Raw genomic sequence first — 26,930 nt, forward strand, 5'->3', positions numbered from 1 at the left:
CATTTGAATCGGAACATGGGTCTCACCGTTTTGTGACGAGCTTGGGAAGCACGATATCAGAGAACCCGCTCGGATTGGTCGAACAGCGACGCCATCAGGCTCCCACCGAGTCGTGATCATTCAGCCATGATCTGCCGTTAGCAGGAATGCGCGGAGTTCATGCGCAGTTCATTTCGTGATCCCTAGCTTTCGGCCGCCAAAACCAGCCATCCCCTTCGGAGGAGACTTACATGCCAGCATTGCTTCGTCCCGCCCTCACCGCGCTGAGCGTTGCGTGCCTTCTGTCTGCAGCTTCGTTCGCCTCCTCCAGTGCTGCTTTCGCCCAGGCCAAGCAGCAGGCAGCGCCCACCCAGCCGACCGCGCCGGCGCAGCAGCAGGCGCCCGCGTTGAAGCAGATAGCGCTGACCGACAAGCAGCTCGACGGCGTGCTCGCTGCGCAGAAGGACATGGACGCGATCACGGAGAGGCTTCCGGAGAACACAGCGCCCGACCAGAAGGTGATCGCGCAGCTCGAGGAGGTCGCCAAGAAGCATGGCTTTGCCAGCTATGACGATTACAACAACGTCGTGGACAACGTCAGCCTCGTGATCGGCGGCTTCGATCCCGCGACCAAGAAGTATGTCGGCCCCGAAGCGGTCATCAAGGCGCAGATCGCGGAGATCCAGGCCGACAAGAAGATGCCGGCCAAAGACAAGAAAGAAGCCCTCGACGAACTCAACCAGGCGCTGAAGACGCCGGCCCCACAAATCGAGAACAAGGGCAACATCGATCTCGTCGGCAAGTACTACGACAAGCTGGTCGCGGCGCTTGGTGACGAGGAAAATTGACCATGGAATGCCGTCATGTCCCGGCTTAACCAGGCCGGCGATGATATCCGCACTCAACGCAAAAGCCCCGGAGGCATCTCCGGGGCTTTCGTCGGTTTGTCGCTTGCAGCGCCGATGCGGCTACGTCCTCGTCCGCATCCGCATCATGAATGTGTCGAAGCTGAGCTCGGCCACCTGCATCCAGGCGAGCGACTCGCTGCGGAAAGCGGTGAGGCTCGCATACATCTTGCCGAAATGCGGGTTGCTCTTGGCGAGATCGGCGTAGATCTCGTTGGCTGCGCCGTAGCAGGCTTCGAGCACCTCCTGCGGGAAGGGCTTGAGGATCGCGCCGGCAGCGAGCAGCCGCTTGAGGGCGGGTGGATTGACCGAGTCGTACTTGCCGGTCACCCACGTGAAGGTATCGAGCGATGCCGTCGAGATCGCTGCCTGATAGTGCTTCGGCAGCGCGTTCCATTTCTCCAGATTCATGATGTTGTGGCCTTGGCCGGTGCCTTCCCACCAGCCCGGATAGTAATAGTACTTCGCCACTTTCACGAAGCCGAGTTTCTCGTCGTCATACGGGCCCACCCATTCGGCCGCGTCGATCGTTCCCTTCTCCAGCGCAGGATAGATGTCGCCGGCCGCGATCTGCTGCGGCACGCCACCGAGCTTCGAGATGATAGTGCCGGCGAAGCCGCCGACGCGGAATTTCAGGCCCTTGAGATCATCGACGGTCTTGATCTCCTTGCGAAACCAGCCGCCCATCTGCGCGCCGGTCGAGCCTGTGGGAACGCCGATCGCATTGTGCTCCTTCAGGAGACCGTTGAGCATGTCCTGACCGCCGTTCCACAACAGCCAGGAGATGTGCTGGCGCGTGTTGAGACCGAACGGCAGCGACGTGCCGAAGGTGAACGCGGGGTTCTTGCCCCAATAGTAATAGAGCGCAGTGTTGCCCATCTCGACGGTGCCGTTCGAGACCGCGTCGAGCACTTGCAGGCCCGGCACGATCTCACCGGCAGCAAAGGGCTGGATCTGAAAGCGGTTGTCCGTGATCTCGGCGACGCGCTTGCAGAAATATTCGCAGCCGCCATAGAGCGTATCGAGCGACTTCGGCCAGCTCGCCGCCAGCCGCCATTTCACCTCGGGCATCGACTGCGCGATAGCCGGCGAAGCAACGGCACTTGCGGCCAGGCCCAATCCGCCTGCCGTCAGGAATTTACGACGTTCCATGCGTTTCCCTCCTGTGTTGTCGAGTCCTCGACGAGGGATCGCGGTCTTGGCGCCGCTTTCGTCTTCGCCGGTGGCCGACGTTTCCTTATTGTCCGAAATTCAGTATTCCCGGATCGCAGTCAGCATGACCAAAGGGGAACCGCAAATCAAGCGCACTTTGGTTGTGCACCGGCAGACCGGTCAATGCTGCGCTGCGAACGCGGCTTCCATGGCCTTGCGCGTTTTCACCGTTTCGTTGCCCGCATCGAATTCGACATCGCTCCAGCGCACCACCGCGCCATGGGCGACGTCATGTTTCAGCTTCACGCGATGTGCTAGTCCGATGGGCAGGGCGCCGGCCCTCAGGCTCGCAGCTGCCGGTACCAGCTTGCCCCATACCGTGTAGCCCCCTTCGCCGTCGAGCATCTCCCCGGCGCGCAGATTGCGCTTGGCCACCGCGGCGACGTCGCCGCGGAAGCCGATGGCCTGCCCGGTCGGTTCGCCCCGCAGCGCGGCCGACAACACCGAGATGTTCAGCTCGAGCCCGATCAGATGATAGGGCTTGTACATCGCGGCGAAGCGTCCGCTGGCGTCGGTCTTCAGGCCATATTGCCTGAAGCAGTCGGCGGCATAATCGTTCGGCGCCTCCAGCACGACATAGACGCCCCAGCGCAGATCGCGAAATACCGGCCGGCCGTCGCGCTCGAGCGAGGAGACGACCTCGACGACGCCGGACCGCTCCAGCACGCCGCCGCGCGAGCGCGGCCGCATGATGTGTGGCAGGTCGTCGACGCCGCAGGGCGGAAACAGCAGGCCGTCCGTGGGCACGTCGAGGCCGCACGCGTTCGCAATCGCGGCCATCTCGATCGCCGATTTGGTGCCGTCGAGAAAGGAGTTGAACATCTGCGGATTCATGCCGGCCGATTGCGCCTCGCCTGCGGTCAGGCCGTAATGCTGCCAGACGCCATCGGGCGTCACGTCGTGATAGGCCGGCAGATATTTCGTGCCTTTGCCGGCCGCGACGACGCGGAAGCCGGTGGCCCGCGCCCAATCCACCATCTCCGCGGTCAGCGCCGGTTGGTCACCATAGGCGAGCGAATAGACCACGCCGGCCTTGCGCGCCTCCTCGGCGAGCAGGGGGCCTGCCAGAACATCGGCCTCGACATTCACCATCACGATATGCTTGCCGGCCGCGATCGCGGCGCGCGCATGCTTGATGCCGACCGCGGGATTTCCGGTCGCCTCCACCACCACGTCCATCGCGCCGTCGGCAATGGCGCGCGCGCCGTCATCGGTGAACACGGTTGCGGCGATCCGCTCGGCGCTCCAGCCGACGGTGCGGCAGGCCTCGCGCGCGCGGTCGCGGTCGATGTCGACGATGATGGGCACTTCCAGCCCCGGCGTGTGCGGTACCTGCGCCAAGAACATCGAGCCGAATTTGCCCGCGCCGATCAGCGCGACGCGGACCGGCTTGCCGGCGCTGGCGCGGGCCTGGAGGAGGCGGAAGAGGTTCATGGGGCCACCCGATCATGATCGTGTCCCGGACGCGGTGCAGCGTGTAACGCTGCGCCGCAGAGCCGGGATCCAGAGAAAAACCATCCGTGCGGTATTGGGCCCCGGCTCAGCCGCGCATCACTGACGTGCTGCGCTGCGTCCGGGGCACGAGAGCATCCTACTCCGCCGCCTGCCGCGGCGCACGCGCGAGCCGCAGCAGTGCGTCGTCGTCCACCGTCTTGATCGGCGTGAAGTCGCGATGCGCGATGTAGTCCGGACGGGTCGGTGTGCGGATGTGGTTCGAGACCGCGTTCAGCGTCAGGTAGACGATCTTGCGCGGGTAGGGCGTGATGTTGCCGGCAGACCCATGCACGAGATTGCCGTGGAACATCAGCATGCCGCCGGGCTTGCCGGTCGGTGCGACAATGCCGCCCTGCTTGACGAGGCGGGTCACGGTGTCCTCGTCCAGCGTCCAGAGCGGATAGGAGGTGGTGGCAAGGTCATGCGAGGCTTCGAGATCGCCGGCATTCTGGCTGCGCGGCACCAGCATCAGCGGGCCGTTGATCGGCATCACCTCGTCGAGGAAGATCGCGATGTTCATCGCACGCGGCTCCGGCATCCCGTCGTCGCGCTTCCAGGTGCCATAGTCCTGGTGCCACTGCCAGACGTCGCCCGTGAAGGCCGATTTCGCGTTGATCTTGAACTGGTGCATGTAGACTGGCTCGCCGAACACCTGCTCGACCGGCTCGATCATGCGCGGATGCGCGCCGAGGATGCCGAAGGCCTCGTTGTAGAGATGTGCGGCAAAGGCCGTGCGCGGCGCGCCGCTCTTCTCGCGCCAGACCTCCGGCCGGTTGGCGTCGTAGATGCCGACTGCCTCGCGCGCGAGCAGATCGACCTCCTCCTGGCTGAACAACTCGGGCAAAAACAGCCAGCCCTCGCGGTGGAAGAACTCCAGTTGCTCCTGAGACAGTTTCATGGGTCGTCCTCCTGTTTTGATTTGTTCTCTTTCTCGTCATGGCCGGGCTTGACCCGGCCATCCACGTCTTTGCGGCTCGTCAAGAAAGAACGTGGATGCCCGGCCCAAGGCCGGGCATGACGGCGCCTGCCGCTACGCCGCCGCCTCGTCCGTCGCCCTCAATCTCTCCTCGGTCATCCGTCCCGCCGTCTGCGCATGCGCCAGCGCCGCGCGCTCGGCTCCGTTCGCGTCGCTGGCGAGAATGCGTGCGGCGATGTCGGCATGTTCGGCCCAGGCGCTGTCGCGATAATCGAGCTCGGACAGCACCGTCGCCATCGAGCGCCGCATATGCGGCCATTGCGGTGCGATGGTTTCCTCGATCACGGGATTGCCGGCGAGCTGATAGATCGCGCGGTGGAAGTCGACATCGAGCGCGATGAGCTCGGCCAGCGTCGTGTTGCGGTCGCTGCGGCGTCCGGCGGCAAGCGCCGCGTCGAGCCGTGCGCGTCCGGCCGCGTCAGTGCCTGCGCGCGCCGCGGCGAGCCGGGCCGCCAGCGCGTCGATGGCGCCGCGTACCTCATAGAGCTGGCGGATGCGCGCGGGATCGAGCTGGGTGACTTCAAATCCCCGGCGGCCGCTTTCGGCGACCAGACCCTGGCGGTGCAATAGATGCAGCGCATGCGAGACCGGCTGGCGCGACACGCCGAGCCTGTCGGCCAGCTCGTTCTGACGGATGCGCTGGCCGGGACGCAGCGTGCGGTCGGAGATCGCTTCCAGGATCCGCGCGTAGACCTGGTCGATCAGGTTCGGGAGCGGGTCGAGAGGGATCACGCCGGCGGCTCCTCGTACGGAATACGGAATTCCGTATCGGAAGGTATGCCGGGACGGTTGAGGCGTCAAGGCGAACCTTCGAGGTCCCGCTCAAAGGGGCTTCTCGGCCGCCGCTAAGCCGTTGATATCACTAGGTCCGTCTACTGTGCATGGGGTTGTTTTCGAAGTTTGGAGGCGGGCAGCCACTCCTACTCCGCCAGGAACCTGTTCACGACTTCACCGAACTCCAGCGGCGCCTGCTCGAACATCCAGTGGCCGGCATTCTCGATCACCGCCGTCTTGCTGCCTGCGATGTGGTCGGCCAGCACGCGCCACATCACCGACAGGCTGCCGGTGGTGGCGCCGCCGCCGACCAACAGCGTCGGTGTCCTGATCGCCTGCGCGTCGCTGAGCGTGTAGGGCCGGCGCTGCTCGTTGATCTGGCCGAGGAAGGTGAGCGCGTTGTCGCGAAGTTGCTGCTTCGCCGCGGCGGGCACGCGCCGCCAGGAGCCGTCGCCCTCGATGCCTTCGTAGAAATTCTGCAGCGCGCCCTCGATATCGCCGGCGCGGATCATCTCGACCGATCGCACGGTGCGAGCCGCCAGCGGCGGATGCGCGGGCGTGCCTTCCGGCACCGGCAGGGATGCATCGAGATCGCCGCCGGGCTCGGCCAGCACCAGTTTTCGCAGCAGATCGGGCCGGGCCTGCGCCACGCGAAACGCGATGTGGCCGCCGCGCGAATGGCCCATCAGATCGACCGGCGCAGGCTCGACCTGCTCGATGAAAGCGATCACGTCGGCAACATGCTGCGCCATCTTGTAGTCGTCGCCGACCGCATCCCAATGCTCGGGGAAAAAATGCCGCAGGCTTACCGAGATCACCCGGTGTGCTTTCGACAGCGGGCCCAGCACCGAATACCAGGTGCGGAAGTCCCCGAGCGTGCCATGCACGCAGACCAGCGGGCGGCCACTTCCGACTTCCAGATAGGCCATGTCGTAGCCGTTGACGCGAATTGTCTGCATTGGTCAGCTCGCCAGGAAATCCAGCACCACTTCGGAATATTTCTGCGGCGCCTGCTCGAACATCGGATGCGTCGCGTTCGGGATGATCGCCGTCTTGGAATAGGGCACATGCGCCGCCAGCGCGTGCAGCACTTTCGGCAGCAGGCCTTTGGTCCGTGCGCCCAGGATGAACAGCGTCGGCATCTTGATCGACTCCGCATCCGCCTTCGAGAACGGCGGGCGGTTGTCGCGGACCTGGCCGATCAGCGTCATGGCGTTGTCGCGCAGATTCTGCTTCACCATCGCCGGCAATCGCGGCCAGGTGCCGGGCCCCTCCAGCGTGTCGACGAAGACGGCAAGGCCGCCATCGACGTCGCCGGCTGCGATCTTCTCTGCGGAAGCCGTGAAGCGTGCCAGCAGCGGCGAGGGGCCGCCGACGTAATCCGGATCGAGGCTCGCATCGAGCTCGCCGCCAGGCTCGGCCAGGATCAGCCGCCGGAGCAGATCCGGCCGCCGCTGCGCCACGCGGAAGCAGATGTGCCCGCCACGGGAATGTCCCATCAGATCGACCGGTCCGAGATCGAGCTCGTCGATGAAAGCGATGACGTCGTCGACATGCTGGGCGATCGAATAGGTGTCACCAAGCCCGTCCCAGCGCTCGGGGAAGAAGTGCCGCAGGCTGACGGCGATCACCCGATGTCGCTGCGTCAGCGGCCCGAGCACGCAGCCCCAGACACGGAAGTCGTTGAGCGAGCCGTGCACGCAGACCAGCGGCGGACGGCCTCTGTCTTCGCCCACGTCGAGATAGGGCATGTCGTATCCGTTGACGTGCAGGCTCTGCATTCCGGGCTCGTGAGGGGTTGGAACTCCTGTGCAAGATTCCCGGAAACCGGGTGGATCGCAACTATTTCCAAGCCTAGATTCGGGCCGCGATCACATTGGGGGCATGCGACAAGGAACGCAGCCAGGAACCAAGCCATGACCGACCAGCATTTTGCCCTGTTCGACACCCGGATCGGCCTGTGCGCCATCGCCTGGGGCCCGCGCGGCATCAACGGCACGCAATTGCCGATGGGTGGCGAGCAGAAGATCCGCACCCGCATCCAGCAGCGCCATGCCGATGCCAGCGAGGCCGAGCCGACCGCCGAGGTGCAGCAGGCGATCGACCGCATCACAAAACTGCTCGCGGGCGAGCCGGATGATCTCGCCGACATCCCGCTCGACCTCGACGGCGTGCCCGAATTCAACCGCGGCGTCTACGATATCGCCCGCACTGTCCCGCCGGGCAAGACCGTCACCTATGGCGACATCGCCAGGCAGCTTGGCGGCGTCCAGCTGTCGCGCGACGTCGGCCAGGCGCTTGGCCGCAACCCGTGCCCGATCGTGGTGCCGTGCCATCGCGTGCTGGCGGCCGGCAACAAGCCGGGCGGCTTCTCGGCCAATGGCGGCGTGGTGACCAAGCTGAAGATGCTCGAGATCGAAGGCGCGCTGGTGAACCACACGCCGAGCCTGTTCGATTGAGATGCGAGGCCCCGTGCCCCGGACGCAGTGCGGCACGAAGTGCTGCACTGCTGAGCCGGGGCCCAGCGTCTCAGCGAGATGGGTCCCGGCTCTGCGGTGCATCGCTGCGCGCTGCACCGCGTCCGGGACACGAGACCACCCCTAGATCTTCGCCGCCGTCTTCGGCCAATACCGATCGCGCAGATGCCGCTTCACCAGCTTGCCGGTCGGCGTGCGCGGCAGCTCGGCTTCGAAGTCGATCGAGCGGGGGCATTTGATGGCGGAGAGGCGGGTCTTGCAGTAGGCGATCAGATCCGCCTCCAGCGCCTTGCCGGCGCGAGCCATGTCGTGCGGCTGCACCACTGCCTTCACTTCCTCGCCCATCTCTTCGTTCGGCACGCCGAACACGGCAACGTCGGCGACGTCAGTATGCGTGATCAACACGTCCTCGGTTTCCTGCGGGTAGATGTTCACCCCACCCGAGATGATCATGTAGGACTTGCGGTCGGTGAGATAGAGGAAGCCGTCCTTGTCGAGATAGCCGACATCGCCGAGCGTCGACCAACCCTTGGCGTTGTAGGCCTTCTTCGTCTTCTCGGGGTCGTTGTGATAGGTGAACGCGGGCGCGTCGGCGAAATAGACCGTGCCGATCTCGCCTGTCGGCTGCTCCTCGTCGTTCTCATCCAGAATCTTGATCTTGCCGACCACCGCGCGGCCAACGCTGCCGCGGTGCTCCAGCCATTGTTGCGAGTTGCAGACCGTGACGCCGTTGCCTTCAGAGCCCGCATAATACTCGATCAGGATCGGGCCCCACCATTCGATCATCTTGGCCTTCACGTCGACCGGGCAGGGCGCGGCGGCGTGGATCGCGCCCTTCAGCGTCGAAACGTCGTACTTCGTCCGCACCTCCTCCGGCAGCTTCAGCATGCGCACGAACATGGTCGGCACCAGCTGCGACTGCGTCACCTTGTATTTCTCGACCAGCTTCAGGAATTCTTCGGCGTCGAAGTGTTCCATGATGATGGAGGTGCCTCCGAGCACGACCGTCATCATGTTGAAGCGCAGGGGCGCGGCGTGATAGAGCGGCGCCGGCGAGAGATAGGTGCTCCCCGCGTTCATGCCGCACATGTCGGCGCAGAGCACGCGCAGGAAGGCGTTCGGCACGTCGATCCTGTTGCCCTCGAAGGCCTTCTTGATGCCCTTGGGCCGGCCGGTGGTGCCGGACGAATAAAGCATGTCGTAGCCGGCGACCTCGTCCGCGATCGGCGTGGTCGGCTGCGCGCCCGCTTCCTTGTCGTAGGAGCGGAAGCCGGGCAGTGGCTCGTCCATCATGTAGAAGACCGGCTCGCCCGGCGAGCCCTTGATCAGGGCCTTGATCTGGTCGGCGCATTTCGGCGTGGTGATGACGACCTTGGCGCCGCAATCTCCGATGATGTAGTCGATCTCGTCCTGCTTCAGATAACGGCTGATCGCAGTGTAATAGAGCCCGCTGCGCTGTGCGGCCCAGCAGATCTCCATGAAGGCGAGGCGGTTCTCCATCAGAAGTGCGATGTGGTCGCCGGCCTTTAGCCCGAGCGATCGGAAGAGATGTGCGCCCTGGTTCGAGAGCTCGTCGAGCTCGCGATAGGTGATCGCCTTGCCGGTGCCGGCCATCTGGTAGGCGATCTTGTCGGGCGTGGTGCGGGCGTGGATGGCGGGGTGGGTCATGGCGTTTTCCTCAAAACGCGAATGGCGAGTAGCGAGTGGCGAACAGGGAAGAAGGGCAAACCGTTCTTCGCCTGCTCACCATTCGCTACTCGCCACTCACTACTCGCTTTTGCTCTTCTTACAGTCGTTCCACGATGGTCACATTCGCCATGCCGCCGCCTTCGCACATGGTCTGCAGGCCATAGCGCTTGCCACGCTGGTGCAGGGCGTGGACCAGTGTGGTCATCAGCTTGGTGCCGGAGCCGCCGAGCGGATGGCCAAGCGCGATCGCGCCGCCATTTACGTTGAGGCGCTCCGGATCGGCGCCGGTGTTCTTCAGCCATGCGGTCGGCACCGAGGCGAAGGCCTCGTTGACCTCGAACAGGTCGATGTCGCCAATCTTCATGCCGGCCTTCTCAAGCGCGCGCTTGGTGGCGTGCAGCGGCGCGTCCAGCATGATGACGGGATCGCCGCCGGTCATGGTCATGTGGTGGACGCGCGCGAGGGGCTTGACGCCGAGTTGCTTCAGGCCGCGCTCGTTCACCACAATGACGCCGGAAGCGCCGTCGCAGATCTGGCTGGCGCTGGCGGCGGAGAGCCTGCCGTTCTCGGCGATCAGCTTGACGCCCTTGATGCCGTCGAGGCTGACGTCGAAGCGGATGCCCTCGTCGATGTGGTGGGTGTCCTTGCTGCCGTCGGCGCGGGTAATCTCGAGCGGCACGATCTCCTTCTTGAAGTGACCGGCCTGCGTCGCCGCGATCGCGCGCTGGTGGCTGTTGTAGGAGTACTCGTCGAGCTCGTCCTTCGAGAGGCCGTACTTCTCGGCCATCATCTCCGCGCCGGTGAACTGGCTGAACACGATGTTCGGATACTTCTTCTCGATGCCCGGGCTCTTGTAGTTGCCAAAACCGTTCTTGGCCGGAAGCTGCGAGGACAGGCCCATCGGAACCCGCGTCATCGATTCCACGCCGGCCGCGATCACGACGTCCATCGCACCCGACATCACGGCTTGCGCGGCGAAGTGCAGCGCCTGCTGCGAGGAGCCGCACTGGCGGTCGATCGAGGTGCCCGGCACGCTTTCAGGGAGCTTCGAAGCCATGACCGCGTTGCGCGCGACGTTGTTGGACTGCTCGCCGACCTGCATCACGCAGCCCATGATCACGTCCTCGACCAGGGCGGGATCGACCTTGGTGCGATCGACCAGTTCGTCCAGCACCTTGGCGGCGAGATCGGCCGGATGCCAGCCGGCGAGACGGCCCCCCTTGCGCCCGCCCGCGGTGCGCGCAGCGGCGACGATATAAGCCTCGGCCATGTCGGTCTCTCCCTGAATTTTTGACTGGGTTGATTGTCGGGGTCGGATTTAAGGGACGGGAGATCATTTAGTCAATCGATCAATTAACTCTTGTGATGAGGCGCTGCTTGGGCTTATCTGCGCCCCGCTTCAAGCGGCGAAAACAGGGATCTCCGTGGCTACCAGCGTACCGAACAGGCTCCCCGGCGGGAAAAATTCCACGGCAGAGAAATTGCTGGTGGCCGCGAGCGAGCTGATGATCGAACGCTCCTCGATCGAGATCTCGCTCTCCGATATCGCGCAGAAGTCCGGCGCCAACGCCGCGCTGGTCAAATATCACTTCGGCAACAAGGACGGCCTGCTGCTGGCGCTGCTCGCGCGCGACGCCGCAACCGAGATGTCCAATCTCGAATATCTGCTGGCGCAGCCGATCACGTCGACGGCGAAGCTGAAGCTGCATATCGCCGGCATCATCCGCGCCTATCACCGGTTCCCCTACATGAACCGGCTGATTCACTATCTGCTGCACGAGACCAGCGCAGGCTCCGCCGATGAGGTCTCGAAATTCTTCGTTGCGCCGCTGCTGGATTTCCACCGCCGCCTGCTCGCCGAAGGCGTCAGCCGCGGCGAATTCCGCCAGACCGATCCGGTGCTGTTCTACACCAGCCTGATCGGCGCCTGCGATCATTTGTTCTTCGGCCGGCATGCGATGTCCCGCGCGACCGGCGTCGGCCCGGTCACCGATGATGTCTGCCGGCAATACATCAAGCACATGGAAACGCTGATCTGCGGCGGCATCCTCACGCAAGCCGAGGAAGCTGCCGCGGCCGGATAGTCGACCGAACTCCCAAGTCCAGAGAAGAAACGCCCAAGGAAAGGTATAAGCGATGCAGTTGAAAGACGTAGCCGTTCTCATCACCGGCGGTGGCTCGGGTCTTGGTGCCGCGACCGCCCGCGCCATGGCTGCCAAGGGCGCCAAGATCGGCGTGATCGACCAGAGCAAGGAAAACGCCGAGAAGGTTGCTGCCGAAGTGAAGGGCGTCGCGCTGCATGCCGACGTCACCAGCGAGGAGCAGATCAAGGCCGCAATCGCCAAGGCGGAAGCTGCGCACGGCGTCGCCCGCGTGTTGATGAACTGCGCCGGCATCGGCGGCTCGCAGCGTATCGTCGGCCGCGACGGCGTCTACCCGCTGGAAAAGTTCGCGCGCATCATCAACGTCAATTTGATCGGCACCTTCAACTGCCTGCGTCTGTTTGCTGAGCGTCTCGTCACTGCGGAGCCCATCGGCGAAGAGCGCGGCGTCATCATCAACACCGCTTCGGTGGCGGCTTACGAAGGCCAGATCGGCCAGATCGCCTATTCGGCCTCGAAGGGTGGCGTCGTCGGCCTCACGCTTCCGGCCGCGCGCGACCTCGCCAGCCAGAAGATCCGCGTCAACACCATCGCGCCCGGCCTGTTCTTCACGCCGCTGCTGATGGGCTTGAACGAAGAGGCGCGCAAGAGCCTGGGTGCCCAGGTGCCGCATCCGTCGCGTCTCGGCGATGCCAATGAATACGGCATGCTCGCCGTGCACATCGTCGAGAACCCGATGCTGAATGGCGAAACCATCCGTCTCGACGGCGCCATCCGCATGGCGCCGCGCTAGCGTACTTCTTCCTTCTCCCCTTGTGGGAGAAGGTGGCGCGCGTAGCGCGCCGGATGAGGGGTCTCTATCCGCGGAGACAGACCCCTCACCCAAGCGAATTCCTGGCTAGCGACGTATATGCCCTCTCCCACAAGGGGAGAGGGCTCAGCATTCGGCACCGCTAAGGCCGGTGAGCAGGAGCGCCCCATGTCCCAACCGCTGCTGATCGAGCATGACGACGGCGTCGACCGGGTGACGCTCAATCGTCCCGAACACCTCAACGCGCTCGATCCGGCGCTGATCGATGCGCTCAACTCCTATTTTCAGGGTCTGCAGCGCAACCGCGATACCCGCGTGGTCGTGTTGAAGGGCGCCGGCAAGAATTTCTGCGCAGGTCTCGATCTCAAGCACGCGATGGAGCGCCGCGCCGGGCAGCAGGAGCCGCCCGGCGTCACGGAGTCGCTGGATTCGCAGCGGCGCATCGCGGATATCGTAATGCTGATGCGGCGTTGTCCGCAGCCGATCCTGGCGCTGGTGCAGGGCGCGGCGGCTGGCGGCGGCTTTGCGCTGACGCTCGCCTCCGACATCCGCATCGCGACGCGGTCGACGCGGATGAACTGCGCCTTCATCAAGCTCGGCCTGGGCGGCTGCGATATCGGCACCAGCTATTTTCTGCCGCGGCTGGTCGGCGTCTCCGTGGCGTCCGAACTGATCCTCACCGGACGCTTCATCGGCGCCGAGCGGGCGCTCGCGGTCGGGCTCGTCTCGGAAATCGTCGAGGAGGACGGTCTGGAGGACGCGGCTGCGCCTTATGTCGAGGCGATGATGACGGCTTCGCCAGTGGGCCTGCGCCTGTCCAAGGAATGTCTCAACATGAGCGTCGATGCCGGATCGCTGGAAGCTGCGATCGCGATGGAGGATCGCAACCAGGTCCTGTGCAGCCGCTCGGAAGAGTTTTCGGAAGGCATCAGGGCCTTCCTCGAGAAGCGAAAGCCTGTCTATATCAAGCGCTGAACGATGAAGATCCGCAAAGGACAATAATTCCGGGAGACGCAAAAATGAGTGGAAGCGCGGCGGCGGTGATGACGAAGCCCGCCTTTCGCAAGGTCCAGTGGCTTGAGCGCGACATCGACGTGGAGCGCCGCGGCGACGGCACGGTGGTGCTGAAGTCGCGCATTCCGCTGCAGCCTTACGAGAAGCATATTCCGGCCTCGCTGGCGAAATGGGCAAAGGAAGCACCCGACCGCACCTGGCTGGCGCAGCGGAGCGGTCCGAACCGTGAATGGCGCAAGGTGTCTTATGGCGAAGCCAAGCGCATCGTGGATGCGCTGACGCAAGGCTTGCTCAGTCTCAAGCTCGACGGACGGCCGGTCACGATCCTCTCCGGCAATTCGATCGAGCACGCGCTGATGACGCAGGCCGCGATGCAGGCGCGCGCTCCAGCGGCTCCGGTCTCGCCGGCCTACTCGCTGATGAGTCATGATCACGTCAAGCTGAAATACCTCTTCGACCTGATCAAGCCGGCCGTCGTCATGGTACAGGATGGCCCGACCTTCGAGAAAGCGCTGAAGGCACTCGACCTCACCGGCGTCACCGTGGTTCACGTCGCGCGACCCTGCGACGGCATCGAGAGCGTCAGCTTTGACGAGCTCGCGGCAACGCCAGTGACGGCGGATGTCGAAGCGTCGATTGCAGAGATCACGCCCCAGACCGTCGGCAAGCTGCTGTTCACGTCGGGCTCGACCGGCATGCCCAAGGCCGTCATCAACACGCAGGAGATGATGTGCGCCAATGCGGCGATGATGATGCAGGTTCGTCCGCGCGATCCGAGCGGGCCGATCTCGACCATGCTGGACTGGATGCCCTGGAACCACACCATGGGCGGCAATGCGGCGTTTCACCCGATCCTGGTCGACGGCGGCACACTCTATATCGACGACGGCCGGCCGATGCCGGGCCAGTTCGAGGAGACGCTGCGCAATTTGCGCGAGATCTCGCCGACCTATTACGCCAACGTGCCGGCCGGCTACGCCGCGCTGGCCGCCGCCATGGAGAAGGATGATACGCTCTGCCGCTCCTTCTTCAAGAATCTCTCGATCATGGCCTATGGCGGCGCGCGGCTACCGGACGATCTCTATGATCGCATGCAGGCGCTTTCGGTGAAGACCACCGGCGAGCGCATCGTGTTCTACACCGGCTGGGGCTCGACCGAGACCGCGCCGACCTCGACCGGCACTTACTGGGACACCGAGCGCGTCGGCCTGATCGGCCTGCCGTTCCCCGGCGTCGAATTGAAGATGGTGCCGTGCGGCTCGAAATACGAATTGCGCCTGCGCGGCGTCAACGTCACGCCCGGCTATTTCGGCCAGTCGGATCTCACGAAGAAGATGTTCGACGAGGACGGATTCTACTGCATCGGCGATGCCGGCGTCTTCGTCGACGACACCGATCCCGTGCAAGGCATCATCTTTGCCGGCCGCGTGGTGGAGGACTTCAAGCTCACCACCGGCACTTTCGTGCATGTCGGCTCGCTCCGCACCGACGCGATCGCCGCAGCAACGCCTGTGGTGCACGACGCGCTGGTCGCAGGACAGGATCGCGCCTACATCGGCCTCTTGGCCTGGCCCAATTTGCATGCCTGCCGCCAGCTCGTCGGCAATCCCGAGCTGAGCTTCTCCGATGCGGTGAAGCGTCCCGAGGTGATTGCCTGCTTCAGGCGCGGGCTGGAAGCGCACAACCGGGAATGCGAGGGCTGCGAGCAGCCGCATCATCGCGCGCGCGATGCTGATGGTCGAACCGCCCTCGATCGACGGCAACGAGCTCACCGACAAGGGCTACATCAACCAGCGCGCTGGGCTCGAGCGCCGCGCCGCGCTGGTGGAGCGGCTCTATGCCGATCGGCCGGATCAGGATGTGATCGTGCTGCGATGAATGAATACTCTCTCCAATCGTCATTCCGGGGCGCGCGCAGCGCGAACCCGGAATCCATCGGGCCGCAAACGTGTGGCGAAATGGATTCCGGGCTCGCGACTTCGTCGCGCCCCGGAATGACAGCAAGAAAAAGGTAAGCCCCATGAATTTCGATTTCTCCGACGACCAGAAGCAGCTCCGCGACCAGGCGCGCAAATTCCTCGCGGAAAAATGCCCGCCGAAGGCGGTGCGTGTCGTGCTCGACGGCAAGGCGCCTTACGACAAGGAGCTCTGGAAGGGCCTTGCCGAGATGGGCTTCCTCGGCGTCGCGATTCCCGAGGAGTTCGGTGGCGCGGGTGCTGGCCATCTCGAGCTCTGCGTGATTGCGGAGGAAATGGGACGGGCCAACGCGCCGGTGCCGTTCTCCTCGACGGTCTACCTTGCTGCCGAAGCGCTGCTGATCGCCGGCAGTGACGCGCAAAAGAAGAAATGGTTGCCGGCGATTGCTTCGGGGGAGGCGATCGGCACGCTCGCACTGTTCGAGGGCAAGGGCAATCCGTCGCCGAAGAACGTCAAGCTCACCGCAGCGAACGGCGTGCTCAATGGTGTCAAGAAGCCGGTTGCCGACGGGGCAATCGCCGATTTCGCGGTGGTTGCCGCGCGCACGGGATCGAGCGGGCGCGACAATGACATCTCGCTGTTCCTGGTTGATCTGAAGGCCGGCGGCGTCGAGGTCAAAAGCCTCACCAATCTCGATCCGACCCGCGGGCAGGCCGAGATCACCCTCAGGGATTGCAAGGCGGAGCCGCTCGGCGCTGCGGGCGAAGGCTGGAGTATCCTCACCCAGGTGCTCGACCGTGCCGCGGTACTGTGCGCGTTCGAGCAGGTCGGCGGTGCCGACCGCGCGCTGGAGATGGGCCGCGACTACGCGCTCGACCGCATCGCCTTCGGCCGGCAGATCGGCTCCTTCCAGGCGGTCAAGCACATGCTTGCCGATATGTATGTCTCGGCGACGCTGGCACGCTCCAACAGCTATTACGGTGCCTGGGCGCTCTCGACTAATGCGGCCGAGTTGCCGGAAGCCGCGGCCGCCGCGCGCATCAGCGCGACGCAGGCGTTCCAGCACTGCGCCAAGAACAATATCCAGGTTCACGGCGGCATGGGTTTCACCTGGGAGTTCGACTGCCACATGTACTACCGCCGCGCCAACGCGATGGCGTTGGGGCTCGGCAGCCTCACCTATTGGGAAGACCAGTTGATCGACCGCATGCGCAAGAAGAACGCAGCTTAGCGCTACGATCGCGTCCCGGACGCGGCGCGGAGCGCCGCAGAGCCGGGACCCAGGGGCCGCAATGGACCCCGGCTCTGTTGCGCACCGCTTCGCGCTGCGCAGCGTCCGGGGAACGAACCGAGAGATGAGACCATGAACTTCGACGACACCCCGCAGGAAGCCGAATTTCGCACCACCGCGCGCGCCTGGATCAACGCGAACGCGCCGAAGCAGTACGAGGAGGAGCTGCGCAAATCCTCGCTTGGCCGCACGCAGCTCAAGGACGCCAACATCCTCGAGGTCGCAAAGGCCTGGCAGAAGAAGAAAGCCGATGCCGGCTGGGCCTGCTTGCACTGGCCGAAGGAGTATGGCGGCCGCGGGGCGTCGCCGATCGAGCGCGTGATCTGGCAGCAGGAGGAGGGCCCGTTCGGCAAGCTCTCCCACATGTTCATCATCGGCCATGGCATGTGCGGGCCGACCATGATGGCCTTCGCGCGCGAGGAGCATAAGCGCAAATATCTGCCGCCGCTCGCGTCCGGAGAGAAGGTCTGGTGCCAGCTGTTCTCCGAGCCGGCCGGCGGCTCGGACGTCGCAGGGCTCCGCACGCGCGCTGAAAAGGATGGCGACGACTGGGTCGTCAACGGCCAGAAGATCTGGACGTCGGGCGCGCATTACTCCGACTACGGTATCCTTCTGACCCGCACCGATCCCACCGTGCCCAAGCACAAGGGGCTCACCATGTTCTTCCTGGACATGAAGAGCCCCGGCGTCGAGGTCAGGCCGATCAAGCAGGCCAGCGGCGCCTCCGATTTCAACGAGGTCTATTTCACCAATGTCCGCATTCCCGACCATCAGCGCCTCGGCGAGGTCGGCGACGGATGGAACGTTTCGCTGACCACGCTGATGAACGAGCGCATGTCGATCGGCGCGGGCGTGTCGACCGGCTTCCCCGAACTGTTCGAGTATTGCTCGAGCCTGATGCTCGACGATGGGCCTGCGATCGAGGACCGCGCGGTGCGCTCGAAGCTGGCGAACTGGGCGGTGAAGGCGAGCGGCCTGCGCTACACCAGCATGCGCGCCATCTCGGCGCTGTCCAAGGGCGAGCGGCCGGGGCCGGAAAATTCCATCGGCAAGCTGGTTGCGGGCTCGATGATCCAGGACGTCGCGACCTACGCGCTCGATCTGCAAGGCGCCGCTGGCGTCGTCAGCGGTGCCGAAGATGCCGAAGTCGCTGGCCGCTTCCAGGCCATACTGCTGCGTGCGCCGGGCACCCGCGTCGAAGGCGGCACCGACGAGATCATGCGCAACATCATCGCCGAGCGCGTGCTGGGCCTGCCCGGCGACATCCGTGTCGACAAGGACGTGCCATTCAACAAGATCCCGACGAAGGGAAGAAACTAGCCGTCATTCCGGGCGGCTCGAGGAGCCGAACCCGGAATCTCGAAGCGAATATGCAAGCTCTAGATTCCGGGTTCGCGCGTTGCGCGCCCCGGAATGACAATGAAAGGGGAGCGCCATGAATTTCGACGACACGCCGCAGGAAGCCGCATTCCGCGAGACCGCGCGTCAATGGATCGAGGCCAATGCGCCGAAGGAGCTGCATGCCGAGCTGTCAAAATCCTCGCTCGGCCGTATCCGGCTCGCTCACCACGACATCGTGGATGTCGGCAAGGCCTGGCAGAAGAAGAAGTTCGAGGGCAATTGGGCCTGTCTGCATTGGCCGAAGGAATATGGCGGCCGCGGTGCGACGCCGATCGAGCGGGTGATCTGGCAGCAGGAGGAGGGCGTCTACGGCAAGCTGACGCAGCCGTTCCAGATCGGCGAAGGCATGTGCGGTCCGACCGTGATGGCTTTTGGCAGCGAAGACGCCAAGCGCCGCTATTTGCCCAAGCTCGCTTCGGGCGAGGAGATCTGGTGCCAGCTGTTCTCGGAGCCGTCCGCCGGCTCCGACGTCGCAGGCTTGCGGACCCGCGCCGAGAAGAAGGGCGATAGCTGGGTCGTCAACGGCCAGAAGATCTGGACCTCGGGCGCGCATTACTCCGATTACGGACTCCTGATCGCGCGCACCGATCCGAACGTGCCCAAGCACAAGGGCCTCACCATGTTCTTCCTGGACATGAAGAGCCCCGGCGTCGAGGTGCGGCCGATCAAACAGGCCAATGGCATGCAGGAGTTCAACGAAGTCTATTTCACCGACGTCGTGATCCCCGACAGCCAGCGGCTAGGGGCCGTCGGCGAGGGCTGGAGCGTATCGCTGACCACCCTGATGAACGAGCGCATGTCGATCGGCGCGCGGCTTGCGACCGGCGTGCCTGAGATGTTCGAGTTCTGCTCCAACCTGATGCTGGAGGACGGACTCGCCATCGACGATCCCGCCGTGCGCTCGAAGCTCGCGAGCTGGGCGGCGAAGTCGAACGGACTGAAATACACCAGCTACCGCACGATCTCGGCGCTGTCGAAGGGTGAGCGGCCGGGCCCGGAGAATTCGATCGGCAAGCTCGTGTCGGGCATGATGCTCCAGGACATCGCGACCTGCGCCATGGACCTCCAGGGCGCGGCCGGTGTTCTCACCGGCAACGATGAGGAGACGGTGCAGGGCCAGTTCCAGCAGATGCTGCTGTCCTCGCCCTCGATGCGCATCGCCGGCGGCACCGACGAGATCCTGCGCAACATCATCGCCGAGCGCGTGCTAGGATTGCCCGGCGACATTCGCGTCGACAAGGACGTGCCGTATAACAAGATCCCGACCAAGGGGCGATAATCTCACGTCTCGCGGTATCTCGTAGGGTGGGCAAAGCGAAGCGTGCCCACCATATGCAGATGCTTCGGGGCAAGTCTGTCGGTGGGCACGACGCTTGCGCGTCTTTGCCCACCCTACGAGAAGAGCGCGAGCCAATTCATGGATGCAAAAGTGAGCCAGACCCAAGACCGCATCGGCGTGCTCGAAGAGCTCCTCAACGAGCGCTACTCCGTCCGCGCGTTTCTTCCCAAGGACGTCGATCGCGCGACCATCGAGCATGTGCTGACCACCGCGCAACGCACGGCGTCCTGGTGCAACAGCCAGCCCTGGCAGGTCATCATCGCCAGCGGCGAGGCCAAGGAGCGCTTTCGCGAGGCGATCTACGCGGAGGCCTCAAAGGGCCTTGGCGATGATTACGATTTCACGCCGCCGCGCGAATATGTCGGGGTCTATCTGGAGCGCCGCCGCGAAAGCGGCTTCCAGCTCTACAACACGCTCGGCATCGCCCGTGGCGACAAGATGGCCTATGCCAGGCAGGCGCTCGAGAACTACAACTTCTTCGGCGCGCCACATGTCGCGATCATTCACACCAACGAGCCGCTCGGCATCTACGGTGCGATCGATTGCGGCGCCTATGTCAGCAATTTCATGCTGGCCGCGCAGGCGCTCGGGCTCGGCACGATACCGCAGGCGGCGCTCGCGCGCCATTCCGGGCTGATCCGCCGGCATTTCAATCTGCCCGACGACCGCCGCGTCGTCTGCGGCATCTCGTTCGGCTACGCCGACCATGCGCATAAGGTCAACAGCTACCGCACCTCGCGTGCGAGCGTGGCCGATACCGTGACCTTTGTTGACGAGTGATCGAGCGCCGTGAACTCGACGCCACCCACATCGGACGCGCGCAAAGACGGCCGGTGGAAACGGCCGTCTTCGTCTCGTCCGAGTCCGATTGGCGTCGGCTATCAGCCGCCGCTGCCGCCGATCACGGCCCGCACCGTCTCGTCGGGCCCGAAATCCTCGGCGCCGTCGACATAGAGCAGCGCGGCGAGCTTCGAGCGGGCGCGGTTCACGCGGCTCTTGATCGTGCCGACCGCGCAGCCGCAGATCGAGGCCGCATCCTCATAGGAGAAGCCGGACGCACCGACCAGGATCAACGCTTCACGCTGATCCTGCGGAAGCTTGTCGAGCGCCGTGCGGAACTCCTCGAATTCGAGATGCGCGTTCTGCGAAGGCTGAGTCTTCAGCGTCTTGGCGTAGTTGCCCTCGGCATCCTCGACCTCGCGCCGCCGCTTGCGATAGTCGGAGCGGAACAGGTTGCGCAGAATCGTGAACAGCCAGGCCGGCAGGTTGGAGCCGGGCTGGAACGAGTCGATGTTGGCGAGCGCGCGCAGCAGCGTCTCCTGGACCAGGTCGTCGGCGCGGTCCGCATTGCCGCTGAGCGAGATGGCGAAGGCGCGCAGACTTGGCACGGCCGCCAGGATGTCGTTACGAAGGGAGTCCGTGAGAGGCATTAATCCCTCCCATTGTTGTTGTCGTTGGATCCGCCCTCATTTTCCACATGGGGAGTCGCTCCCGGCGCATCAAGCTTCTTGATCAGTTCTGCGAACCGATCCGGAACCCCCTGTCGTACGACATCGTCGTACATTGCCCGCAATTGATGCCCGATCCGGGATTGAATCTCCGGAGTGAGCCCTCCCTTGCCGGGGGTCGCGCTTCTGCTGGCTTGAGACTTGAGATCTTTCATGGCCTGTTCCACGTTTCCCCGAGTTAAGTGACTGCAAATTCGAGAGGTTTTCTCAACCGGGAGCCGTTCCCTGGATAGGCACAATTCCAGGTCCGCGGAAAAGTTCCCAGCTCAGCGGAACTTTTCTTGAGCTGATGCGTAATCAGTCCAGCTGGGGAACCCGGGCCCCCCGCGTGTCTCCTGACCTCAAGGTTGGCCCGAAGACGAATGGAGTGGGGATGTCCCGTTCACAGCTTGTTGCTGAACACTTGCCGTTGTTGCGCCGGTACGCGCGCGCCCTGACCGGCAGCCAGGCCTCCGGTGACGCCTATGTCGCAGCCATGTTGGAAGCCATGCTGGGAGATCCGTCGGTGCTCGATGAGAGCCATGGGCCTCGGGCCGGCCTGTTCCGGCTGTTCACGCAGATCTGGAATTCGGTCTCGGTCAACGAGGATGCCGAGGTGACGACCCTGCCGATGCCGCCGGAGCGGCGGCTGTCGAACATCACGCCGCTGCCGCGTCAGGCCTTCCTGCTGCTTTCGCTCGAGGGCTTCTCGGAAGAGGAAGTCGCCTTCGTTCTCGGCACCGACGTCGCGGAAACGCGACGTCTTGCAGACGCTGCCGGACGCGAGATGGCGGCCGAGATTGCGACCGACGTGCTGATCATAGAGGACGAGACCTTCATTGCCATGGACCTCGAGAGCCTGGTGAAGAATCTCGGCCACAACGTCGTCGGCGTCGCGCGCACCCATGCCGACGCGGTGGCGCTGGCCAAGAACAAGCGGCCCGGCCTGATCCTCGCCGACATTCAGCTCGCCGATGGCTCGTCCGGCCTGGACGCCGTCAACGAACTGCTCCGGACCTTCGAGGTGCCAGTGGTGTTCATCACCGCGTACCCTGAGCGCTTCCTCACCGGCGAGCGTCCCGAGCCGGCATTCCTGATCTCAAAGCCGTTCCAGCCGGCGATGGTATCGGCGGTGGCGAGCCAGGCGCTGTTCTTCCAGCGCAATTCGCGCAATCGCGCTCCGAAGGCGCCGGCGGCGTAATGACGCCCTGGTAGCCCGCCAATTGGCGAAGTGATCTGATCCGGCGCGCCGCAAGGCACGCCGGATTTTTCATGTCTGCTGCCCATGCTTGACGGCCGTCGAATTCACCGCCCATACCTCATGCAGCGGCTGCGCCTGCGGCCGCACCAATCGGAGATGTGCCATGGACCAGCAACTCCTCGATCGCCTCGCCATCCGCGACCTCGTCGAGAACTGGGCGGTGTGGCGCGACGCCGGGGACTGGGAGCGCTTTGCCACGGTCTGGCATGACGAGGGCTGGATGTCCGCCACCTGGTTTCAGGGGCCGGCGCGGGATTTCATGCGCGTCAGCCAGGAAGGGTTTGCCAGGGGTGTGCGCATCCTGCATTTCCTCGGCGGCACCAGCATCGATCTCGCCGGCAAGCGGGCCATCGCCCAGACCAAGATGACGATCTCGCAGCGCGCCCTGGTGCATGACGTGCTCTGCGACGTCGTCTGCACGGGGCGCTTCTACGATTTCCTGGAGAAGCGGCAGGGTAAATGGGGCATCGTCCGCCGCCAGCCGATCTACGAGAAGGACCGGATCGATCCGGTCGATCCCGCCGCGACGCTGCGCCTCGACCCGGAGGCGCTCGCCGCGCTGCCCGAAGGCTATCGCCACCTCGCCTACATGCAGGAGCTGATAGGCTACAAGGTCAAGCGCGACATGCCCGGCCTCACGGGCCCGGAAGTCGAGAAGCTCTATGGCGAAGGGCGGGAATGGCTTGCGGCGAAGGCGAAGTAGACGCCAGACAAAAGTAAGGCGCGACCGGCATCACCTCGCCAGCGGAGGGGCTCCGTGGTCCTTCACCATGCCTTGCCAAAGTTCACTAACCGACTGACGTTCCTGCTATAATCGCTCCATCGAAACTCCGCAAAGCACCGCCGAGGACCGTGGAACACCGCCACGATCCGCCGGCGGAAGTGGGAACGGAAGTGGGAACGTATGGCGCGACTGTTACATAAGCTCTCCGCCCGCAAGGTCGAAACGCTTAACGCGAAGGGACGCTATGGCGACGGCGGCGGTCTTTATCTTCGAATTGCGGACGGCGGGCGCCGATCGTGGGTTTTTAGGTATCTCCGACCGGCGAGCGGCGGGCATACAGAGCTTGGGCTGGGACCGGCCGCAGGCAAGAGCAGGGATGGCCTATCGCTCGCTCACGCCCGGGAAAAGGCCGAAGAGGCCCGTATGCTTCTACGCCGTGGGATCGATCCCGCCGTAGAGAGGAAGGCCAAAGACCCGGCGAGTACCACCTTCGGCGCCTTCGCGGACGCGTTCTTGGAATCGATCAAGAGCGGCTTCAAAGGCAAGAATACGCACGCTGATTGGAAACGGGACTTGGAGGTGCGGTGCGCGTCCATCCGGAGCAAAACGCTTCAGGACATCACCACAACCGACGTGCTGGCGGTGTTGTCGCCCATTTGGCTCATCATCCCGCGGACGGCGCGCGAGACGCGAAGCCGGATTGAGCGCGTGTTGTCGGCCGCGAAGGCGAAAGGTCTTCGGTCCGGTGAGAACCCCGCCCTATGGCGCGGCAATCTGAAGGAGCTATTGCCGAAGGCGCCGAAGTCGAAGCGGCACCACAAGGCGGCGCCCTACAAGGACGTGCCGGGCATCGTGGCCGCGCTTCGTACGAAGCACAGCGGCGCCGACACCGCCGTGAATCTTGCGGCTGAATACATCATGCTGACCGCAGTTCGGACCGGCGAAGCGCGCTTCATGCGCGCCCGCGAAATCAATTTCGAGAACAAGCTTTGGACCATTCCGGCGGAGCGCTTGAAGACGGAGGATCACCCGGAGGGCAGGCCCCACGAAGTGCCGTTGTGCGCTCGCGCCGTCGCGATCTTGCGCGCCGTGATGCCGAAAGGGCTGGACTCGGACGCGTACGTGTTCGCCGGCCAATGGTCGAAGGATCACACCAAACCGCTTGGTATGAACGCCGTTCTCCACGCGCTCCAAAAAGTCTACCCGGACATGACGACACATGGTTGCCGTTCGTCCTTCCGAGATTGGGCCGGAGACGAGACGCACTTCCCGCGCGAAATTGCAGAGATGGCCCTAGCGCACAAAATCGGCGACGAAGTGGAGCAAGCCTACCGGCGCGGCACCGCTTTGAAGAAGCGCCGCGAGCTAATGGAGGCATGGGGTCGCTACGTCGAAGGCGAATCTAATGTCGTAGCGCTTGCGACGGCAAGCTGAAGGCGATCATCTTTCAATCGTACGATACAAGCCCGGCCGCTGCGCCGGGCTTATTTGTTACTGGAATCCGGACGGCTCCTTTGCGCATGGTCGGCAGTATTTTATGATTTGGTTTTTGCATTTTGATTGCCGATTGCGAAGATTGGGAGCGCGCCATTGCGGCGTGGAGGGTGGGGAGACGCCTGCTGCTCGCCGACCTGATCGCGAGCGGCGAGCCCGTTCCCGCGCCCTACTGCGAGGCGGTTCGCTTTTGTATTCTCAATCCAAACCCGATCAAGCCCGCGTCACCGAAGGTGCAACGCCTCACCGATGCGGTTCAAGACTTCGACAAGCGGAAAAAGGCCGGTGTACCTCTAAAAGATGCGTTCCGGGCAGTTTGCGAGGCATGGGGCTACAAAGAATCCATTATGGACAATGCAGGCATCAAGCGCACGCGCCCCGATGTGAATGCGGAGCTCAGGCGCAGGGCCGAACTAAATTTAGAGAAGACTTGCTGACTTTACAGAAAGGGTGCGTTCTATAGATGGCAACCAAGATGGAGTTGCCAGATGCGTTCGCTTCCTTTGTCCGTCCGCAAGATCATCGCTCGCCTCGAAATCGAAGACCAGAAAATTATCGACGCAGCTTCGCGTCGTGCCGCTGATCTTCAGGCGTTAGCCGCCGAAGAGTTCGAAGCCCTTCAGGAACTGCGGCGCCTCGCTGCGGCTGACGGCAGAGGAAAGCTGCTCCGCGAAGAGCGGAAGGACGAAGACGGCAAAGCATTTGGTTGGAGTGATGACAATCTCGCCGACGGCGTCGCAGAGCAGATCGTCAAGAAGGTGCGCGATGATGCCCGGCTCGACGCGGCGAGCGACACCGTTGCAGCCATCAGGCAGAAGAAGGCCATGCTCGGTGCGGCGCCACAAGTCGCGCGCATGACGGCCACGCGGGTCAAACTTGAACTTGAGAAGTACAGCGGGACGAAGTTTGTTGAGGTCGAGCGTCCGCGCCTTGCGATTGGCAAGAATGAGCGACTAACAGACGCCTTGTCCCGCCTTCGTGAAACGTCCTTGGAGTTGATCGCCGAACGCAGGACCGTGCAGAAGGCCGCGCGCACCAAGAGCGAAGCCAAGGCGGCGGCGGACCGCGAGATTGATAAGCTCGCGGACGCTGGCATTCCCAAGACGCTCGCAATGTTCCACGGCGCGGGCATCTTGTGGCCGCGTCGCACCGTTGGTGAGGGTCGTCACATCCTGGACGGGCTAGCCTTGGTGGCCTTCCTTCTCCGCGATCAACTGAAGGCCGAAATCTCCAAGCTCATCGACATCAACGCCAACGCGTTTCCCGATGCGATGTCGCGCGAAGAGCAGGTAGAACGGTTGGCGGAGTTGGATTCGGAAATCGACGTGGCCGAACGTCTAGAAGCGGCGGCCGTCGAAGCGGTCATCGCCGAAGGCGGCGTGGCGCATCATCGGCCGGATTGCTCCGTGCTCGCGGTTCTTTCGCTCCGCAGCGAATAGCTCGGCGCTTCGACAGTTTCACAATTCATCCATTCCAAAAGGAAGTTGCTATGCCCAAACAGATTGAGAACTTGTTCTCGGACGACGCGTTCGAAATGGCGTCGCTCACCGCAGCGATCAACGATATCGATCACATCCCCGGCCGCGCTGGGCAACTTGTCTTTGCAGACAGCAAGGTCACGAAGCCCATTTCGACGCTTTCGATCACCATCGAACGCGTCGGTGAGCGACTGGAACTGATCCAAACTACGTCGCGCGGCGCACCAAGCCAAAAGCTGGTCGGAGACAAGCGGACCCTGCACAGCTTCAAGGTCCCTCATCTTCAGATCGAAGACACGATCTATGCAGATTCTGTGCAGAACGTGCGCGAGTTTGGCAGTTCGAATGTGGTGGTGTCCTTGGAATCGGCAGTTACCAAGTCGCTGACCAAGATGGCCAACCGTCTGGACTTCACCTTGGAGAATCACCGGCTCGGTGCGCTCAAGGGTGTCACCACCGATGCGGATGGCTCCGTTCTGCTCGATTCCTATCTGGCCTTCGGCTACCTCAATTCGAACGGGCTTCCGCAACCGGAAACCTTCGACTTTGCGTTGGACTCGCTCGCGACCGAATCGGGAGATATCCGCGTGAAGTCGCAGGAAGTGACGCGGTTCATGAAGCGCCACGCCAAGACGGTCCTGCCGAAGGACGCAATCGTGTGGGCGTTCGTCGGTGACAACTTCTTCGACAAGCTCATTTCTCGGCAGGAGGTTAAAGATGCCTGGGCGGGGACGGAGGCCGCTGCGGCGATGCTCGGCGGCAACTACGCACACGGCGTCTTCGAGTTCGGCGGCATTTTCTGGGAGAACTATCGGGGCTCCGACGACAACGAAACGATTGCCGTTGGTCAGGACGAGGCCCGCTTCTTCTTCGTGGGCGTTCCGGAACTCTATGTCGAAGCCTTCGCACCGGCCGACTACATCGAGACGGTCAACACTCCCGGCCTTCCGCGCTACGCGAAGAGCGCACCGGATAGCATGGGACGGTCGGTGGACATGGAGGCGCAGAGCAACCCGCTTCCGCTGTGTGTGCAGCCTGCAACCCTGTGCCGCGCGATCGCCGGGTCTTCGACGTAATGAGGTCGCCCGCCGCACCACGGTGATGT

The 26,930-nt window shown here is 63.8% G+C and carries 26 protein-coding genes and 1 pseudogene (1 of these 27 running past the window's edge); 16 read left to right on the forward strand and 11 right to left on the reverse strand.

From position 1 onward, the window contains the following. Positions 1–17: the 5' end (the start) of a DUF2199 domain-containing protein gene (locus ACM42_RS31550; protein WP_271531607.1), read on the reverse strand. The gene continues 490 nt to the left of window position 1, outside the view; the window shows 17 of its 507 coding nt (coding positions 1–17); it begins with the start codon at positions 15–17; its stop codon lies beyond the left edge, outside the window. A gap of 213 nt (positions 18–230) precedes the next feature. Here ACM42_RS31550 and ACM42_RS31555 point away from each other — a divergent pair, with 213 nt between their 5' ends. Continuing rightward, positions 231–827 carry a hypothetical protein gene (locus tag ACM42_RS31555; protein ID WP_271531609.1) on the forward strand — a complete coding sequence of 199 codons (597 nt, stop codon included), beginning with the start codon at positions 231–233 and terminating at the stop codon, positions 825–827. 120 nt (positions 828–947) lie between these two features. Here ACM42_RS31555 and ACM42_RS31560 read toward each other — a convergent pair whose 3' ends face one another. The 6 genes from ACM42_RS31560 to ACM42_RS31585 all read right to left on the reverse strand — a co-directional run bounded on the left by ACM42_RS31560 (position 948) and on the right by ACM42_RS31585 (position 7,121). Then, positions 948–2,036, reverse strand: a complete 1,089-nt coding sequence (locus tag ACM42_RS31560) for a TRAP transporter substrate-binding protein (RefSeq protein WP_271531611.1) — start codon at positions 2,034–2,036, stop codon at positions 948–950. Between the two features lie 180 nt (positions 2,037–2,216). Next, positions 2,217–3,530: an NAD(P)H-dependent oxidoreductase gene (locus ACM42_RS31565; protein ID WP_271531613.1), complete on the reverse strand. Its 1,314-nt coding sequence runs from the start codon at positions 3,528–3,530 to the stop codon at positions 2,217–2,219. 157 nt (positions 3,531–3,687) lie between these two features. Continuing rightward, positions 3,688–4,488, reverse strand: coding sequence for a phytanoyl-CoA dioxygenase family protein (locus ACM42_RS31570; protein WP_271531615.1), 801 nt, complete (start codon positions 4,486–4,488; stop codon positions 3,688–3,690). 132 nt (positions 4,489–4,620) lie between these two features. Then, positions 4,621–5,298: a GntR family transcriptional regulator gene (locus tag ACM42_RS31575; RefSeq protein WP_271531617.1), complete on the reverse strand. Its 678-nt coding sequence runs from the start codon at positions 5,296–5,298 to the stop codon at positions 4,621–4,623. A gap of 188 nt (positions 5,299–5,486) precedes the next feature. Further along, positions 5,487–6,299: an alpha/beta fold hydrolase gene (locus tag ACM42_RS31580; RefSeq protein ID WP_271531619.1), complete on the reverse strand. Its 813-nt coding sequence runs from the start codon at positions 6,297–6,299 to the stop codon at positions 5,487–5,489. A gap of 3 nt (positions 6,300–6,302) precedes the next feature. Beyond that, the gene (locus ACM42_RS31585; protein ID WP_194391340.1) at positions 6,303–7,121 is read right to left on the reverse strand and encodes an alpha/beta fold hydrolase; all 819 of its coding nucleotides are present in this window, start codon (positions 7,119–7,121) and stop codon (positions 6,303–6,305) included. A 135-nt stretch (positions 7,122–7,256) separates the two neighbouring features. Here ACM42_RS31585 and ACM42_RS31590 point away from each other — a divergent pair, with 135 nt between their 5' ends. After that, positions 7,257–7,799, forward strand: coding sequence for a methylated-DNA--[protein]-cysteine S-methyltransferase (locus ACM42_RS31590; protein ID WP_271531622.1), 543 nt, complete (start codon positions 7,257–7,259; stop codon positions 7,797–7,799). Between the two features lie 141 nt (positions 7,800–7,940). On the opposite strand, the gene ACM42_RS31595 is transcribed toward ACM42_RS31590, so the two are convergent. Beyond that, positions 7,941–9,485: an acyl-CoA synthetase gene (locus tag ACM42_RS31595; RefSeq protein ID WP_271531624.1), complete on the reverse strand. Its 1,545-nt coding sequence runs from the start codon at positions 9,483–9,485 to the stop codon at positions 7,941–7,943. Between the two features lie 118 nt (positions 9,486–9,603). Next, on the reverse strand, positions 9,604–10,776 hold the full coding sequence (locus ACM42_RS31600) for an acetyl-CoA C-acetyltransferase (protein ID WP_271531626.1): 1,173 nt from the start codon (positions 10,774–10,776) through the stop codon (positions 9,604–9,606). Positions 10,777–10,930: 154 nt separating this feature from the next. On the opposite strand from ACM42_RS31600, the gene ACM42_RS31605 reads away from it, so the two are divergent. The 8 genes and pseudogenes from ACM42_RS31605 (at position 10,931) to ACM42_RS31640 (ending at position 20,161) form a co-directional block, all read left to right on the forward strand. Further along, entirely contained in the window at positions 10,931–11,590 is a 660-nt protein-coding gene (locus ACM42_RS31605; RefSeq protein WP_197488706.1) for a TetR family transcriptional regulator, read from the forward strand. Positions 11,591–11,642: 52 nt separating this feature from the next. Then, positions 11,643–12,401, forward strand: a complete 759-nt coding sequence (locus ACM42_RS31610) for an SDR family NAD(P)-dependent oxidoreductase (RefSeq protein ID WP_024337318.1) — start codon at positions 11,643–11,645, stop codon at positions 12,399–12,401. 186 nt (positions 12,402–12,587) lie between these two features. Beyond that, entirely contained in the window at positions 12,588–13,394 is an 807-nt protein-coding gene (locus ACM42_RS31615) for an enoyl-CoA hydratase/isomerase family protein (RefSeq protein ID WP_271531630.1), read from the forward strand. Positions 13,395–13,438: 44 nt separating this feature from the next. Beyond that, positions 13,439–15,311: pseudogene (locus tag ACM42_RS31620) on the forward strand (AMP-binding protein). Positions 15,312–15,453: 142 nt separating this feature from the next. Beyond that, entirely contained in the window at positions 15,454–16,581 is a 1,128-nt protein-coding gene (locus ACM42_RS31625; protein ID WP_271531632.1) for an acyl-CoA dehydrogenase family protein, read from the forward strand. A 132-nt stretch (positions 16,582–16,713) separates the two neighbouring features. After that, entirely contained in the window at positions 16,714–17,961 is a 1,248-nt protein-coding gene (locus ACM42_RS31630) for an acyl-CoA dehydrogenase (RefSeq protein WP_271531634.1), read from the forward strand. Between the two features lie 115 nt (positions 17,962–18,076). Further along, a complete protein-coding gene (locus ACM42_RS31635) occupies positions 18,077–19,321 on the forward strand; it encodes an acyl-CoA dehydrogenase (protein ID WP_271531636.1) in 1,245 nt (414 codons plus the stop codon). 138 nt (positions 19,322–19,459) lie between these two features. Further along, positions 19,460–20,161 carry a nitroreductase gene (locus ACM42_RS31640; RefSeq protein WP_271531638.1) on the forward strand — a complete coding sequence of 234 codons (702 nt, stop codon included), beginning with the start codon at positions 19,460–19,462 and terminating at the stop codon, positions 20,159–20,161. 101 nt (positions 20,162–20,262) lie between these two features. On the opposite strand, the gene ACM42_RS31645 is transcribed toward ACM42_RS31640, so the two are convergent. Then, positions 20,263–20,811: a sigma-70 family RNA polymerase sigma factor gene (locus tag ACM42_RS31645; protein ID WP_018316216.1), complete on the reverse strand. Its 549-nt coding sequence runs from the start codon at positions 20,809–20,811 to the stop codon at positions 20,263–20,265. Next, a complete protein-coding gene (locus ACM42_RS31650) occupies positions 20,811–21,044 on the reverse strand; it encodes a NepR family anti-sigma factor (RefSeq protein WP_271531640.1) in 234 nt (77 codons plus the stop codon). Before ACM42_RS31650 ends, ACM42_RS31645 begins: the two co-directional genes overlap by 1 nt. 218 nt (positions 21,045–21,262) lie before the next feature. Here ACM42_RS31650 and ACM42_RS31655 point away from each other — a divergent pair, with 218 nt between their 5' ends. From ACM42_RS31655 to ACM42_RS31680, 6 genes are all read left to right on the forward strand, one after another. Beyond that, positions 21,263–22,069, forward strand: coding sequence for a response regulator (locus ACM42_RS31655; protein ID WP_028179299.1), 807 nt, complete (start codon positions 21,263–21,265; stop codon positions 22,067–22,069). A 163-nt stretch (positions 22,070–22,232) separates the two neighbouring features. Continuing rightward, entirely contained in the window at positions 22,233–22,832 is a 600-nt protein-coding gene (locus tag ACM42_RS31660) for a nuclear transport factor 2 family protein (protein WP_271531643.1), read from the forward strand. Between the two features lie 201 nt (positions 22,833–23,033). Continuing rightward, a complete protein-coding gene (locus ACM42_RS31665; RefSeq protein ID WP_271531645.1) occupies positions 23,034–24,287 on the forward strand; it encodes a tyrosine-type recombinase/integrase in 1,254 nt (417 codons plus the stop codon). 122 nt (positions 24,288–24,409) lie between these two features. Further along, positions 24,410–24,784 carry a hypothetical protein gene (locus ACM42_RS31670; protein WP_271531647.1) on the forward strand — a complete coding sequence of 125 codons (375 nt, stop codon included), beginning with the start codon at positions 24,410–24,412 and terminating at the stop codon, positions 24,782–24,784. A gap of 51 nt (positions 24,785–24,835) precedes the next feature. Further along, positions 24,836–25,786, forward strand: coding sequence for a hypothetical protein (locus ACM42_RS31675; protein WP_271531649.1), 951 nt, complete (start codon positions 24,836–24,838; stop codon positions 25,784–25,786). A 50-nt stretch (positions 25,787–25,836) separates the two neighbouring features. Continuing rightward, positions 25,837–26,901, forward strand: coding sequence for a major capsid protein (locus tag ACM42_RS31680; protein ID WP_271531651.1), 1,065 nt, complete (start codon positions 25,837–25,839; stop codon positions 26,899–26,901). The last annotated feature ends 29 nt before the right edge of the window (positions 26,902–26,930 follow it).

Source organism: Bradyrhizobium sp. CCBAU 25338 (genome assembly GCF_028128965.1).
Classification (GTDB): Bacteria; Pseudomonadota; Alphaproteobacteria; order Rhizobiales; family Xanthobacteraceae; genus Bradyrhizobium; species Bradyrhizobium liaoningense.

What these genes read in the sequence shown, in the direction of transcription:
- ACM42_RS31615 (WP_271531630.1), top strand. Translation starts at nt 12,588, where the DNA reads ATGTCCCAACCGCTGCTGATCGAGCATGACGACGGCGTCGACCGGGTG.
- ACM42_RS31590 (WP_271531622.1), top strand. Translation starts at nt 7,257, where the DNA reads ATGACCGACCAGCATTTTGCCCTGTTCGACACCCGGATCGGCCTGTGC.
- ACM42_RS31635 (WP_271531636.1), top strand. Translation starts at nt 18,077, where the DNA reads ATGAATTTCGACGACACGCCGCAGGAAGCCGCATTCCGCGAGACCGCG.
- ACM42_RS31600 (WP_271531626.1), bottom strand. Translation starts at nt 10,776, where the DNA reads ATGGCCGAGGCTTATATCGTCGCCGCTGCGCGCACCGCGGGCGGGCGC.
- ACM42_RS31560 (WP_271531611.1), bottom strand. Translation starts at nt 2,036, where the DNA reads ATGGAACGTCGTAAATTCCTGACGGCAGGCGGATTGGGCCTGGCCGCA.
- ACM42_RS31595 (WP_271531624.1), bottom strand. Translation starts at nt 9,485, where the DNA reads ATGACCCACCCCGCCATCCACGCCCGCACCACGCCCGACAAGATCGCC.
- ACM42_RS31640 (WP_271531638.1), top strand. Translation starts at nt 19,460, where the DNA reads ATGGATGCAAAAGTGAGCCAGACCCAAGACCGCATCGGCGTGCTCGAA.
- ACM42_RS31625 (WP_271531632.1), top strand. Translation starts at nt 15,454, where the DNA reads ATGAATTTCGATTTCTCCGACGACCAGAAGCAGCTCCGCGACCAGGCG.
- ACM42_RS31580 (WP_271531619.1), bottom strand. Translation starts at nt 6,299, where the DNA reads ATGCAGACAATTCGCGTCAACGGCTACGACATGGCCTATCTGGAAGTC.
- ACM42_RS31630 (WP_271531634.1), top strand. Translation starts at nt 16,714, where the DNA reads ATGAACTTCGACGACACCCCGCAGGAAGCCGAATTTCGCACCACCGCG.
- ACM42_RS31570 (WP_271531615.1), bottom strand. Translation starts at nt 4,488, where the DNA reads ATGAAACTGTCTCAGGAGCAACTGGAGTTCTTCCACCGCGAGGGCTGG.
- ACM42_RS31680 (WP_271531651.1), top strand. Translation starts at nt 25,837, where the DNA reads ATGCCCAAACAGATTGAGAACTTGTTCTCGGACGACGCGTTCGAAATG.
- ACM42_RS31585 (WP_194391340.1), bottom strand. Translation starts at nt 7,121, where the DNA reads ATGCAGAGCCTGCACGTCAACGGATACGACATGCCCTATCTCGACGTG.
- ACM42_RS31660 (WP_271531643.1), top strand. Translation starts at nt 22,233, where the DNA reads ATGGACCAGCAACTCCTCGATCGCCTCGCCATCCGCGACCTCGTCGAG.
- ACM42_RS31650 (WP_271531640.1), bottom strand. Translation starts at nt 21,044, where the DNA reads ATGAAAGATCTCAAGTCTCAAGCCAGCAGAAGCGCGACCCCCGGCAAG.
- ACM42_RS31665 (WP_271531645.1), top strand. Translation starts at nt 23,034, where the DNA reads ATGGCGCGACTGTTACATAAGCTCTCCGCCCGCAAGGTCGAAACGCTT.
- ACM42_RS31645 (WP_018316216.1), bottom strand. Translation starts at nt 20,811, where the DNA reads ATGCCTCTCACGGACTCCCTTCGTAACGACATCCTGGCGGCCGTGCCA.
- ACM42_RS31655 (WP_028179299.1), top strand. Translation starts at nt 21,263, where the DNA reads ATGTCCCGTTCACAGCTTGTTGCTGAACACTTGCCGTTGTTGCGCCGG.
- ACM42_RS31565 (WP_271531613.1), bottom strand. Translation starts at nt 3,530, where the DNA reads ATGAACCTCTTCCGCCTCCTCCAGGCCCGCGCCAGCGCCGGCAAGCCG.
- ACM42_RS31610 (WP_024337318.1), top strand. Translation starts at nt 11,643, where the DNA reads ATGCAGTTGAAAGACGTAGCCGTTCTCATCACCGGCGGTGGCTCGGGT.
- ACM42_RS31675 (WP_271531649.1), top strand. Translation starts at nt 24,836, where the DNA reads ATGCGTTCGCTTCCTTTGTCCGTCCGCAAGATCATCGCTCGCCTCGAA.
- ACM42_RS31555 (WP_271531609.1), top strand. Translation starts at nt 231, where the DNA reads ATGCCAGCATTGCTTCGTCCCGCCCTCACCGCGCTGAGCGTTGCGTGC.